Origin of the sequence: Bacillus sp. FSL K6-1218 (assembly GCF_038006445.1) — a bacterium.
Classification (GTDB): Bacteria; Bacillota; Bacilli; order Bacillales; family Bacillaceae_G; genus Bacillus_A; species Bacillus_A thuringiensis_S.
Window position 1 is genome coordinate 22332 of the sequence record NZ_JBBOVE010000004.1, and the last position, 13614, is coordinate 35945.

Here is a 13614-nt window from a genome sequence, read left to right on the forward strand (position 1 = left end):
TTAATTATTAACCCATAAACTTGCCGTGAATCCTGGTACTTTGTAATAGATTTTAATCAAAAATATGCTACAAAAAAGACCATTCAACAGAAGAAACCCGAACATTTTGAAAAAAATTGATCAAAAATGCTTGGGTTATTTGTTGCTAGTAAATAATTTATATAAGAAAGTTTAATCGTTTTTCTACCTGTGTTTGCTCAACAATCGCACTCTTTTGTGTAATAAGGGTTTATAATTAAGTTTTAACAAATAAAACACCGAACAATCTTTTTATAAACACTGATGACATTTAAACAATAAATGATGCAATCAGTAAAAAAAGAAGCTGTTAGTTAAGCTGAATTTTCAACCTTCTTTTTGTGGCGCCCTTGTTTTGAATTTTAATAATGGAAAAGTCGCCAATTTCAGTTGTTTTGCTAACATGGGTTCCACCACATGCTTGCTCATCAATATCATCAATTTGAACTAATCGCACTTCGTTAAGAGAAGCTGGAAGTAAGTTAATAATTGTCTTAATACTCCCTACTTTCTGCTCAGCTTCTTTTCTACTTATCGTTTTTATCTGAACATCATGATGTTCAGAAGTTATCCTACATATTGATTGTTCTAATTCCTCAAACTGTATTTCTTCTATAACTTCAGGAGAAAACGCTAGCTCTAATCTGGCATAATCCTTTTCAATCTGACTGCTTGTAGCTAAAGCACCGTAATGTTGAAATAAATAACCAGAAATAACATGTAATAACGTATGATAACGCATGTTTTGAAAACGCCAAGACCAGTTGATATGCATGATGACTGCTTGTTCTAAGTGCTGCAATGGACGATCTAATTCATGAACGATTTCACCATCTATTTTTTTAACATTTACTACTTCGTAGATTTCATCTCCCTGTTTAATAGTCCCTTGATCGCAAGGTTGTCCACCACCACCTGGATAAAAAATCGTTTGGTCAAATATAATTAAATTGCCATTTACTGAAACAATCTGCGCTTTACATTCTTTAATATAACTATTCTCAGCATATAATTCCTTTGTTGACACTTTGCATCTTCCTTTAACTGATAAACTATTGATTCAAATCAATACACTCATTCGCAAATCGCGATTCTAATTTTTTAATATCTTCTATCAACATTTCTACATTTTCCTTTTTTGTAGCCCAACTGGTACAAAATCTGACAACACTGTGCGTTTCATCGACTTTCTCCCAAATGGCAAAGGAATATTTTTGGCTCAATTTCGTTATTACATCTTTATGCAAAATAGGAAACTGTTGATTTGTTTTGGAATCGTACCTTAATGAAAATCCTTTTTCAACAAATGCCTCTCGGATCATCATCGCCATTACCACAGCATGTCTGGAAATATCATAGTATAAACCGTCTTCAAACAAAGTTTCAAACTGTATTCCCAATAATCTCCCTTTGGCCAATAGTCCTCCCTTTTGCTTGATTATATATCGAAAATCATTTTTTATAGCATCATTTATGATGACTACTGCTTCACCAAACAATGCTCCTATTTTCGTTCCTCCAATATAGAAAACATCACAAAGTGATGCGATATCTGCTAAGGATAAATCATTGCCTTTGGAAACCAGACCATATCCTAATCTAGCTCCATCCATAAATAATGGCAAACCACATTCCCGACAAGCCTTGCTTAATTCTTCTAATTCGGATCTACTGTAAGTTGTTCCATTCTCTGTTGGGTTAGAAATATATACTAAGCCCGGCTGTACCATATGCTCATGAGTCGCATCATTCCAATGAGCATCATATAATTCTTTTACCTGTTCTGCACGAATTTTCCCGTCATCACTCGGCAAAGTAAGCACTTTATGACCAGTTGCTTCAATTGCTCCGGTTTCATGTACTGCAATATGACCGGTAATTGCAGAAATTACCCCTTGATGCGGACGTAGTATAGAAGCAATAATTGTTGTATTTGTTTGTGTTCCTCCAACTAGGAAATGTACATCTGCATTCTTTGTATCACATGCTTCTTTAATATATACTCTCGCTTTTGCACAATGTTCATCCATACCATATCCAGGTGTTTGCTCTTCATTAGATTCAACTAATTGTTTCAAAATTCGCCCATGGGCACCTTCTGCATAATCATTATCAAATCGTATCATTCATATCCTCCTCAGTTCTATTTAATTTCTTTTCAATCAACAACATAGAAACATGTATTTCTTCTATTTCTTTTTGTGACAGCCCCTGTAGTAATTTCATTATTTGTTCATTAGATTTTTCATTTAAATGATTAAAAAAAGCAGTCCCTTTTGGTGTCAATCGAATCAGACTTGCTCTATTATCAACCGTCGAACTTTCCTTAATTAGTAGACCATCTTTAATAAGCTTTGCAATTATTCTACTCATATAGCTGCGATCAATATCTAGTTTTTCGACTAAATCGTTTGCGATACATTCTTCCATGAAACCAATCTCTAAAATTACCCGAGACTCCGTCAAAGAATATTCACCATTAAATACATGCTTATCTAACAAACCCAGTATATTTGTATAAAATCGATTAAATCGCCTTATATCACTAACAATATTTTCATTATGGTTCATAATATCCCTCTCCATTTCGTGGACTATGTCAACCAATAATAAAATATTTAGTGGACTATGTCAACGTTTTTAATTTAGAATCATTAAGTATAAGTTAAGATATACAAATTACATATTTAGGATTGAATAATATGGTAGCTATACTGTTTTAAAAATCGAATTTATCCTTTAATGAGATGAACTAAAAAATAGTTGTATTGAAATGTATTATTTCTCTTGTTATTAATCCTTTATTTCAATAAAAAGTGAATTTCTCTTTCTTGAAGATATATGCCCTTAAATTTTCCTGCTTATTCAAGAATCTGCCACTTTTAGTGGAGTAACTTTATTGTTGCTCACCAGTTTCTTTATTCACCTTTCAGTTCAGATTTTCTTTTAGCTATAAAAACATCTCTCTAGATAGACAGATCAAAGTGGACAAAACATTTAGTCTTTTTATAAACATCTTGAATTTATTTAAAAACGACATTAAAAATATTCTTCAAATCCTGGAAGCATAAGTTTGCCGCAAACAAAAAGAACCATAAACTTGCCAAAACGGCAAACTTATGGTTCAAATCACACACCCTTCCGTTACTTACAAGTAACACATGTGAAAATTATATATTACTTATAAGTAATCAACAATAATAGAGCCTAAAAAAGAAAGCAATTCATTAACGTAAGTATTACTTGCATGACAATATGTAATGAAGCATTAAATAAGCAACTCTTCAGACTAAATCTTGTGCATTTTTCCCATTCAAGTGAGGTATTGCTTCCAAGCTTGATTGAAACCCTAGATTTATTTACATCAACCCTCTTGTTCCTTACCTTCCTTTCTCTCATTCTGCTAAAATTTTTACTTGGTTTGCTAGTTTTTTTCTTTCTCATTGTAATCACCCCACATATTTTTTGAACATTATTTGAATGTCAAAATATGATAAGCAGTTCATATCTATAAAATTCACACCTATCATGTTTACCCTGTGCTAGAACCCCCTCTATTTGTGCTGTAGAAAAGTAGGTTAAAATGAAAGAAATAAATTCCAGAAAAATTTCACAGCAAATAGCATTCAATGTGTATTTGGATTATCTGATACAAAGTCATTTCATACTGCTAAGAAAGGTAAACCTTTTTTAGCAGTGTGAACTCTATTAAATTTAACGCTTCAAAAGGTTTCAAACACAACTTTTGAAGCACTAAATAATTAATAACACCTTTTGAAGTGTTTTTGTTATAATTTTAGTAGAAACAATTTGGAAGGGATGTCTATTTATTTTGAATACAAGAAAATTTGGATATATAAGAGTGAGCAGCAAAGATCAAAATGAGGATCGTCAGATTGAAGCAATGAAAAAACTCATCACTGACGAACGAGATATTTTTGTCGATAAACAGAGCGGAAGAGATTTTAACCGAGAACAATACCAACTTCTAAAACGCATGTTAAGAAAAGATGATATTTTATATATTCATTCCCTGGATCGCTTCGGGAGAAATAAAGAAGCTATCCTTCAGGAGTGGAAAGATATTACCCAAAACATACAAGCTCATATTGTCGTATTAGATATGCCACTTTTAGATACAACTCAATATAAAGATAGTTTAGGAACTCTTATTACTGATCTGGTACTTCAAATTTTATCGTGGCTTGCTGAAGAGGAACGGACAAAAATAAAAACTCGCCAACGTGAAGGCATTGACGCTGCAAAGAAAAAAGGAAAACATTTAGGAAGGCCCAAAACTGAAATAACTCAAGAATTTATCGATGCATATAACGACTGGAAACATGGGAAGATCACAGCGCTATACGCTATGAAAAAGTGCAATATGACAAGCCCTACATTTTATAGAGTGGTCAAAAGATATAAAGAGAGGGGAAATAAAAATCAATAACATTACAGGAAAAAAAGAAGATACACTACAAGGATTTTCTTCCTATTTATTAAATAAAGGACGAAAACCCTCTACGATTAAGCGATATATTTACGATATCGAGAGCTGCATTCAATGGCTGCATCAATCTGAACGACTCTCTGAAGACATTAGTTGGGAATCTCTATGTAAAAAGGATTTCGAAGCATTCTTTACTTACTTAATAGAAGAACGTCAATACTCTGACAAGACGGTCCATCGTATTTATATCGTTCTTAATAGGCTGTACGAATATTTAGATTTACCTAGCCCCATCGAAAGTGTCATTCACATATCTCCACCTAATCGAGCATTGCGTACTGAAGATTTTATTTCTCTACAGGAAGAGGAACGTCTAAAGCAAGTATCTGCATCATTAGAAGGACTGACAGAAAAACAAAGAACTACCCGTCCTATGATTTTAGAGCGAAATCTTTCTATTATAATCTTGCTTCTAGACTACGGATTATCTCTACATGAGCTTGTCGCTTTACGAATGAAACATGTGCATTTTGAGAACAATACATTATCTATCCCTGAAGATACAAAAATCAATCGTACAATCAAGTTGAAAGAAGAGGATAAATTACACTTATATCATTACTATAAAACTATTCCCGAACCAGTACGCCCTAGATATCACAGCGATGATCCACTCTTTGTCGCTTTTCATTTTAGGCTCGGTACTTACCTTTGGAGTTATGACAATGATGCACCAAAATTTCTAACGGAAATCTCCGTTCAAAAAATGATTCGTTTAGAAGTAAGGCGGGCAAATTTGAGGAAAGGGATTTCTGCACAACATTTTCGAAATACCTTTATTTTAAAGATGATCCAGCAGCGATGCACAGCTGAACATATTGTAAAGCAAGTAGGATTTAAAACTCACGTATCCTTAAAAAGATACGATACGTACTACGCAGACACTAACCAGAACAAGGGTTAAAAAACTACACTTGATATATAAATTTTATATACCTACAGGTTTTTGAGGTAAGTTGGAGTTGTTAAGATGAAGAAAAACAAGGAGTCATATTTTATACACGAATATACCTTGCGAGACAAGACTACTAAATCAATAAAAATTGAATCGTGGCGTTCATTAAAGGAAGAAATGCAAGTATTAGGCATAACAGATAGTGACATTTTTCAAATCCAAATGATAGAAATTAAGCCTAATCAAAATTAACATAGCGCTATAACAAGCTTGTTGTTAAACAAAGGGACGCAACATAGCGCTATGTTGCTTTTGTTCTACTTATATAATTCACATTTACTACGGTTTAAAATAATTCCATTTCTCGAAACTTGTACATATTTCTATATTTATTAAGAAGTTCAAGTTCATCTTCAAAACACGTGTCTCTACATACTGAATAATCGATTACTAATATCATCTCACTTGCATTTTGTATCATTGCTTCTCCACTCATTATTTGTGGCATTTCAAAATCATTAAATCTCTTCATAAATTTAGAACTAAATTCAAATGATTCCTCTTTATATTTTAAATATATAGTCTTTTGAATTGAGCGTAGATATCCAAAAACATATTCCCCAAATTTATACGTTTCATCTTTAGTAGGAATTATTCCCTTGTGTAAAACATTGTTTCTAAATTTGTTTTGTTTATCATCAAAAATTTGTGGAGGCTCCTTGAAATGATCAATAAACATTGCAGAAAAAGCTCCTAACTGTCGTTCTGAAGAATTTTTAAAATGTTTTTTCCATAGGTCGTCAGATTTCTTTTCATTTATTCCATTTAAGTACCAAATAAATTTAATTGTCCATTCTCTAAATCTCTCCACTGATGCTATAAAACATCCCACCGACTCGAAATAATATCCTTCCAAAAGAGCATTCGCCCCCATTTGAAATAATATTTGATACTTCTCATAAGGACTTATTGCTGTTGTCTCATGTCCCCTATAACAAATGAAATTATAAACTCCTTCTTCGTTTACAGGAACTTTATAAAACTGAAAATCTTGATCGTTACTTGGATTCAGATGATTAATTTTAATACACTGCTCGCAATGAATATATATATTCAAGTTTTCCCCTCCATTATTTGTAACATTTAGAAATATCCATATATAAAACTCGCCATTAATTCACGAGGCTCTTTTACATCTTATTTTTTTTCATAGTAAGATGTAAAAGAGACCAGACATAATACTATCCTAAATCTCTAAAATTATATTTAAGTACCTTTAAGGTACCTTGATGATAAAATAAGATAAACTGTTTTTTTCTACTGCAAGTGAAATTGCAGCTCCGTTAGCATAGACCTATACTAAAAACTCGAAATCTCCCATTTTACTTTCTCCTTCGTTATGTGTAAATGTACTAATTATACAAAAAAGACTCCACATCATTATGAAGCCTTTTTATCTATTAATTATTTGCGTTTAATGTTAATTAACTAGTGTGCTAAGATAATAAAGTTGTTTAATCTTTGGAGAACTAATTATGAATAATCGCACCCGTTAAGCCTTTAAAATTATCACATATTATCACAAAATATATCTTTGAAATTTTCCGTATACTGTTCAGCCAACTGTCTATCTACTGAAACGGTCAAATGTTCTTCATTCTGACTAGCTGTAGGTGTCCAATTAAATGAACCGTGTAAAACAATAGAATTATCAATAATACAGTACTTAGAATGTAATCGATTATAACCTTTAGGTCCAAACTTATTTACAACAATTGTTTCAAATTTTTCCTTTAATTTAGGAATCATACTCTTGTTTGATTCTTCATTGGAAATAAGAATACGGATATGAACTCCTTTAGTTTGTTGTTTATACAACTCTTGGTACAATTCATTATCTGTAAACCATGCAATACTTATCCAAATTGAATGTTTAGCCATTCGTATACTTTGAATAATTTCCTCACGAATTTTTGAGAAAGTTGCCTGGTTAGATTGAATTTCTAAGTCATCTAGACTTGATATTTGTTTAGGTTTAATATTTATATCATCTAACTCATATTTATTACCTTCTGAATAACAGTCAACAATCAAAGATCCAAAACTTTGCTGTAGTTTACGTGCCTTTGGTAGTAATGGAATCTTTACACGAATATTTACATCTTCCCTAACATATCCAGTTTTATTAGCAAAAACTCCTGAGTTTAATAATTCTATCTCCGAATAACTTAAAATACTTAATAATTCATCTACATCTTTGTAGTTTTCTGAATCGTATCTCAATGTCTCAATCATCGTTGCGTAGAGTTCTGATTCACGTTGATTCATTTATACAGCTCCTTCAATAGATACCTTATTCTGATTAGACTTATATTTACTTTCAATAAAATAACTCTAATATAAATTAAATAGCAAACTGCTTATTATTTAACTCGTAATATTCTTTTTTTATTATACAAAGGAGGAGCAAATGATGGTATGAAAATCTAAATTCCATAACATCTTTTTAGACAAATTTATTTTCACTAAACAGAAGGTAATATAAAAATAAATTAAAATATTTCTCCAAAGATTAGAATTAGGCATTTTAAAAAAGAGGACTATTTTTTATATGCTTCTTTTCGTTTATTTTCTTTTTCATCAATTTATTCACTTAACTTTTCACTATTATAAATCTCTTTATATTCATTCCCTATACGAACTAACATCAATGTATTTTTCAAATCAGAAATATTGGATGGGGATGAAGCTTTTAATGTGCCTGTCAAATAAGCAATGACACCCTGACTTAGTTGAAGTGAGAAAATAATAAATTGTTTTATCTGCTCTCTTCTTAACGGATTTTCTTCAATCAACTTGTCCATGTTTCTCATAGCCTGCCTAGTATTATGACTATATATTTTATCTCTTTGAGCATACAACCAGTCTAAGCTGTTATCTTTTTCAAATTTTTCATATTCCTCTTTTCTTGATTTGAAAAAAGTTTCTGGTATTGGTCCATCTACCGTCAATTCAGTTGAAAAATTTTTATACTCCATACATCGATCAAGAAGCTTTTTAACGCTAATCGCATCTCTGTGTTTAGTCTTTTCATACAATTTAGAAACAATTGTAAACGTTGAAACTACCAATGAATTATAAATGTAATGATAAAAAGCGGAAGAAGCTCTCATTTCATCGATATATTCCACTTTCTCTCTTTCTATTTGCATCATTATTTCATAAAAGTTATTTGCCTCGAATGACTGTTGGTAAATTTCCTCTGCAAGCTCTAGTAATTGCTCTTCTGTCATATCGTCCCCTCTATCCTTACTTATATTTTCCTTTCATCATATCACAATATAAGAGGATTATTCCTAAACCGTTCTATTAATTGTCATGTTGGATATGCCGTTGTTACATACAACGAGATATAGAGATAGTTTCGGTAATTCAATTATTGATTTAGTACTAAAAATATTGTCCTGGCTTGCAAAAGAAGAACGAATAAACAACAGAGTAAGATAAAGGCAAGGGATTGAACTAGTACAAAAAAAGGTAGACCTTTAGGGTGAAAGCCAAAGGAGATTTTAGAAGAATTTTATGTAGCTTTTATGAAAAGCTTTTAATATTACAGCGGCACAAGCTATGATGATGAGTAATATGAAAAAACTCATTTTCAGAAACTTGTTAAGGAATACGAAGGACAATAAAAAATAAAAGGAATGTTTAAATCGAAAAGGCTAAAAGTAGATTCAAAAAAAGAGTAACATAGCGCTATGCCATGCTACTCTTTTTTTATAAGGGAAATCCGTATCTAAGGAGTCCATCCTAGCATAGCGAATGCTCCTATGGAACTATAGCCTACTAAACACAAACCCTATTCCATCATAGATCATATCATAGCGATTTTTCTTTTGGAACTATAGCCTATGTTGTAGAAACAACAGAAGGCGCTTTAGCATAGCAATTGCTCCTATGGAACTATAGTAAGATATGTATTCTCTCCTAAATTACAATAATCAAAGCATAGCAATATTCCTTATGGAACTATAGCCAATCTTAGTTCGTTCACACCAGTTATTAGATCATAGCATAGCGATGTTTCTTTTGGAACTATGGCAGTAGCGATAGCGTACTCTGTGTAGTTATCACCATATCATTGGGATATTTCTTTTGGAACTATAGCTTAGTTAGCCATTTTACTTGCGACTCTTTAAATCATAGCATAGCGATGTTTCTTTTGGGACTATAGCATGAATCAAGGGGTGGCATTACAAACAGAACCATATCATAGTGATGCTTCTTATGGAACTATAGTGACAATCCAGATACACCAAAGTTTAAAGGGATCATAGCATAAAGATATTCTTAGGAATTATAGAGAACAGAGGTAAAATTTTACACAATAAATACATATCACTATTATTCCCAATCTCATTATTTTTATAATTATACGTTTATCTAGGTATAAAGTTTATTTTTCGAGTCAATAATGAAATCATAAGGATCATATCATAGCGATGTTTCTTACGTTACTATAGTAAGGGCAATGACCCGTGGCGTTTGGGGATCGCCTTATCCTGATATGGATATTCTCCCCATGTTAAAAGCACCTAAGCATAGCGCTATGGTGCCTTTATTTTGTAAAACATGAAGGAGGTTATGAAATTGAAATATGTATTAGGGTTGGATATTGGAATCGCATCATGTGGTTGGGCAGTAATAAATCAAGAAAAACATAGAATTGAAGATTTAGGGGTTCGTATTTTTGATAAAGCTGAAAATCCTAAAGATGGAAAATCTTTAGCTACACCTAGACGTGACGCACGCTCTACTAGGAGAACCCTACGCCGTAAAAAACATAGAATGCAACGGATAAAGATACTTTTAGTAAAGCACGGCTTACTATCCAAGACCGAAATCGACCACCTATATGAAAGTGCTACTGAGATCGATGTTTGGTACTTACGTTTAAATGCTCTAGAGCGCAGATTAAATCCAAAAGAGTTTGCTAGAGTTCTTATTCACCTTTCTAAAAGAAGAGGATTTAAATCTAATAGAAAAGAAACAACTCTCTCGGAAAACGGACAAATCTTAGAAAATATTTCAGAGAACCTGCAGATTATGGAGCAAAAAAATTATAGAACTGTTGGAGAAATGATTCTAAAAGATAAAAAATTTGAAAATCATAAAAGAAACAAAGATGGTACTTATATCGGGACTGTTACTCGGCAACAACTTCAAGAAGAAATACAAATGATATTCAATGCACAACGTTTGTACAAAAACAATCATGCAACAGAGAAATTTGAAAGTAGCTACTTAGAAATCTGGGCATCTCAACGTCCCTATGCTTCTAAAGATCAAATTGAAAAAATGATTGGTTACTGTACCTTAGAGCCAAAAGAAAAAAGAGTGCCTAAAGCTTCTTGGTCATTTCAATATTTTGTAGCGCTACAAACCATAAACAACCTCCGACTGATCAGTAAAGACAGGATAGAAGAACTCTCTTTTGAAGAAAAGAAACGAATTATGAATCTAGCACTCGAAAAATCAATTGTTAAATACATTGATATCCGAAAATTACTATCTGTTCCTAAGGAATTTCAATTTAATAGCCTTTCATATTCAGCTGATATAGTAGATACAACGGTGGAAAATAAAAAATGTATAGAACTCAAAGAATATCACTCTATTAACAAGGTATATAAACAAATTTACGGACAGAACGCTCTAAATTTATTACCTAAAGATTACGATACAATTGCATACGGACTTACTATCTTTAAAGATGATAAAGATATCCAAGAATATTTACAAAATAAATACGTAAATGCAAAAGGAAAACCTATAAGTAATTTAGCTAACAAGACCTACGATGATACATTTATTCAGGTATTATTGACTCTGAATTTCTCAAAAATGGGACATTTATCATTTAAAGCTTTAAAAAATATTATTCCTTTTTTAGAAGAAGGTCTATCCTACGATAAAGCATGTGAGAAGGCAGGATACAACTTTAAGGGAACATCCTACACAAAAAAAACAAAGTACCTACCTGTTATCCCTCAGAATACAAATCCTGTTGTACATCGTGCTCTTTCACAAACAAGAAAAGTTATAAATGCCATTATAAAAAAATATGGTTCTCCAAACGCAATCCATATTGAAACTGCAAGAGAATTATCGAAAACATTCCAAGAAAGAAAAGAAATAGATAGTATGTACCAGGATAACTCTAAAAAGAATGAACACGCCATTTGTAAGTTAAAAGAATTGGGGAATATTAACCCCTCAGGAATAAATATTGTGAAATTTAAGCTTTGGAACGAGCAAGATGGTAGATGTATGTATACTGGAAAATATATTGAACCACATCGCTTATTTGAAGAAGGTTATACGGAAGTAGATCATATACTCCCTTACAGCCGTAGCTTAGATGACAGCTATAACAATAAAGTATTAACGCTAGGAACAGAAAATCAGCGTAAAGGAAACAAAACTCCTTATGAATACATGAGGAATAATTCAATTTGGGATGAATTTGAAACAAGAGTACAGTCAAATAAAAAAATCAACAAAAAGAAACAACAAAAATTACTTTTACAAAACTTTTCACATGCGAGAGAACAAGAATTTATTGAACGCAATCTCAATGATACCCGTTATGCCACAATATATCTATCATCCCTTATTCAACAACACCTCATATTCTCTGAAAGCTCTCGTGAGAAAAAAGTTCATACAGTTAGTGGAATTATAACATCTCATTTGCGTAGTAGATGGGGATTTAACAAAGATCGGAAAGAGGGGCATATCCATCATGCTTTAGATGCGGTAATCGTTGCTGTCACATCCGATCACATGATTCAAAGAGTAACAAAATATTATAAGTTAAAGGAGTTAAATAGAAACCGTCAAGCCAAACGGATGCAGTTTCCTGAACCTTGGGAAGGATTTCGTTTAGAGTTAGAAGCAAGGATTTCTCCAAATACCCAGCAATATTTAAAGGGTATTCGTTTTAAAAATTACGCCGATGTCAATCTATCCGAAATCAAACCTATCTTTGTTTCAAGAATGCCTAAGCGCTCTATTACTGGTGAATTACATCAAGAAACGATTCGGAAATTCCTTGGTTATAACGAAAAGGGGAAAGTGCTAACCGCGACAAAAACAAAATTAGAAGATATTCCTTTTGATGCTAATGGTGATTTTCCCATGTTTGGAAAAGAAACTGATTTATATACGTATAATGCCATAAAAGAACGTTATTTAAGTCATAAAAAAGATAAAAGCAAATCATTCCAAGAGCCTTTATACAAACCCACAAAATCAGGAGGAATTGGACCACTTATAAAATCTATTAAAATAATGGATACAAGAACCATTGTTAATCCTGTTAATCAAGGTAAAGGTGTCGTGTATAATAGTAAAATTGCTCGTACTGATGTATTCAAAAAGGGTGAGAAGTACTATTTAATTCCCATTTACACAATTGATCTTATGAAAAATACCTTACCTCAAAAAGCAATTACAGCAGGAAAAGGATATGAGGATTGGACAACTATTGATCCTAGCTTTACTTTTTTGTTTAGTCTTTTTCCCAATGATCTAATCCAAATTGTCCCCTCAAAAAACAAAACAATTAAAGCTAGAACAACTGTATCGAAAAAAGAGGTATTACTACCCTCACTCACAGGATATTTTAAAGGTGTTCATAGTGGAACTGCTGGGATTACTGTTGAAACACACGATGGCAGTATTATAGCAAATGTAGGTTCCAAGCAGTTACTGTCATTTGAGAAATACCAAGTAGATGTACTTGGACATTACACAAAAATAAAGAAGGAAAAACGTATTGGAATGGCAATATAGAATGGTAACAAAAAACGCAGCTTGCTAATATGGAATTTTCAATAGAGAAACATATGCAAACAAAGAAGATGCTATCTCTGCTCAACTTACTTTATTTTAAAAAGAAAAAAATCACATTCTAAAAAAAGGAAATCCCTCCTTTTTCAAATTAAAAAACCTTGTCTAACCCTATAGTGACAAGGTTTTTTGACACCTACCATAGTATAGCGATATTTTTTATGGAACTATAGCGACGGCGGAACGATAGTCATTGCACATTCTACCATAGCATAGCGATATTTCTTATGGAACTATAGCCGGTTTCAACTCCTTTTAAGGCATTTCTCAACTATAG

General features: G+C 32.2%; 10 protein-coding genes and 1 pseudogene. 5 read left to right on the forward strand and 6 right to left on the reverse strand.

Translation table 11 applies throughout. From position 1 onward, the window contains the following. Positions 1–328: 328 nt before the first annotated feature. Genes MHI26_RS31010 through MHI26_RS31020 form a run of 3 tightly spaced genes read right to left on the reverse strand, consistent with a single transcriptional unit; the run spans position 329 to position 2592 of the window. A complete protein-coding gene (locus MHI26_RS31010) occupies positions 329–1045 on the reverse strand; it encodes an alanyl-tRNA editing protein (protein ID WP_061667834.1) in 717 nt (238 codons plus the stop codon). Between the two features lie 25 nt (positions 1046–1070). After that, positions 1071–2144, reverse strand: coding sequence for a threonine aldolase family protein (locus MHI26_RS31015; RefSeq protein WP_061667835.1), 1074 nt, complete (start codon positions 2142–2144; stop codon positions 1071–1073). Continuing rightward, entirely contained in the window at positions 2131–2592 is a 462-nt protein-coding gene (locus tag MHI26_RS31020) for a MarR family winged helix-turn-helix transcriptional regulator (protein ID WP_061667841.1), read from the reverse strand. Before MHI26_RS31020 ends, MHI26_RS31015 begins: the two co-directional genes overlap by 14 nt. Positions 2593–3850: 1258 nt before the next feature. On the opposite strand from MHI26_RS31020, the gene MHI26_RS31025 reads away from it, so the two are divergent. From MHI26_RS31025 to MHI26_RS31035, 3 genes are all read left to right on the forward strand, one after another. Next, complete coding sequence (locus MHI26_RS31025; RefSeq protein WP_061667837.1) at positions 3851–4468, forward strand: recombinase family protein; 618 nt, start codon at positions 3851–3853, stop codon at positions 4466–4468. Continuing rightward, on the forward strand, positions 4440–5432 hold the full coding sequence (locus tag MHI26_RS31030) for a tyrosine-type recombinase/integrase (RefSeq protein ID WP_340809349.1): 993 nt from the start codon (positions 4440–4442) through the stop codon (positions 5430–5432). The genes MHI26_RS31025 and MHI26_RS31030 overlap by 29 nt, the downstream gene beginning before the upstream one ends. Before the next feature lie 66 nt (positions 5433–5498). Then, positions 5499–5675 carry a hypothetical protein gene (locus tag MHI26_RS31035; RefSeq protein ID WP_340809342.1) on the forward strand — a complete coding sequence of 59 codons (177 nt, stop codon included), beginning with the start codon at positions 5499–5501 and terminating at the stop codon, positions 5673–5675. Positions 5676–5769: 94 nt separating this feature from the next. Here the strand turns inward: MHI26_RS31035 and MHI26_RS31040 are convergent, their stop codons facing one another. The 3 genes from MHI26_RS31040 to MHI26_RS31050 all read right to left on the reverse strand — a co-directional run bounded on the left by MHI26_RS31040 (position 5770) and on the right by MHI26_RS31050 (position 8716). After that, on the reverse strand, positions 5770–6540 hold the full coding sequence (locus MHI26_RS31040) for a hypothetical protein (RefSeq protein WP_061668063.1): 771 nt from the start codon (positions 6538–6540) through the stop codon (positions 5770–5772). A 452-nt stretch (positions 6541–6992) separates the two neighbouring features. Beyond that, on the reverse strand, positions 6993–7751 hold the full coding sequence (locus MHI26_RS31045) for a phospholipase D-like domain-containing protein (RefSeq protein ID WP_061668062.1): 759 nt from the start codon (positions 7749–7751) through the stop codon (positions 6993–6995). Positions 7752–8068: 317 nt separating this feature from the next. After that, positions 8069–8716 carry an AbiU2 domain-containing protein gene (locus tag MHI26_RS31050; RefSeq protein ID WP_061668061.1) on the reverse strand — a complete coding sequence of 216 codons (648 nt, stop codon included), beginning with the start codon at positions 8714–8716 and terminating at the stop codon, positions 8069–8071. A 79-nt stretch (positions 8717–8795) separates the two neighbouring features. On the opposite strand from MHI26_RS31050, the pseudogene MHI26_RS31055 reads away from it, so the two are divergent. Together MHI26_RS31055 and cas9 are read left to right on the forward strand one after the other, a co-directional pair. Next, a pseudogene (locus MHI26_RS31055) lies at positions 8796–9135 on the forward strand (recombinase family protein); the annotation flags it as partial. Between the two features lie 938 nt (positions 9136–10073). After that, positions 10074–13280 (forward strand): type II CRISPR RNA-guided endonuclease Cas9, encoded by a 3207-nt coding sequence (gene cas9, locus MHI26_RS31060; RefSeq protein WP_340994862.1) that lies wholly within the window; start codon positions 10074–10076, stop codon positions 13278–13280. The last annotated feature ends 334 nt before the right edge of the window (positions 13281–13614 follow it).

What these genes read in the sequence shown, in the direction of transcription:
- MHI26_RS31050 (WP_061668061.1), bottom strand. Translation starts at nt 8,716, where the DNA reads ATGACAGAAGAGCAATTACTAGAGCTTGCAGAGGAAATTTACCAACAG.
- MHI26_RS31035 (WP_340809342.1), top strand. Translation starts at nt 5,499, where the DNA reads ATGAAGAAAAACAAGGAGTCATATTTTATACACGAATATACCTTGCGA.
- MHI26_RS31015 (WP_061667835.1), bottom strand. Translation starts at nt 2,144, where the DNA reads ATGATACGATTTGATAATGATTATGCAGAAGGTGCCCATGGGCGAATT.
- MHI26_RS31045 (WP_061668062.1), bottom strand. Translation starts at nt 7,751, where the DNA reads ATGAATCAACGTGAATCAGAACTCTACGCAACGATGATTGAGACATTG.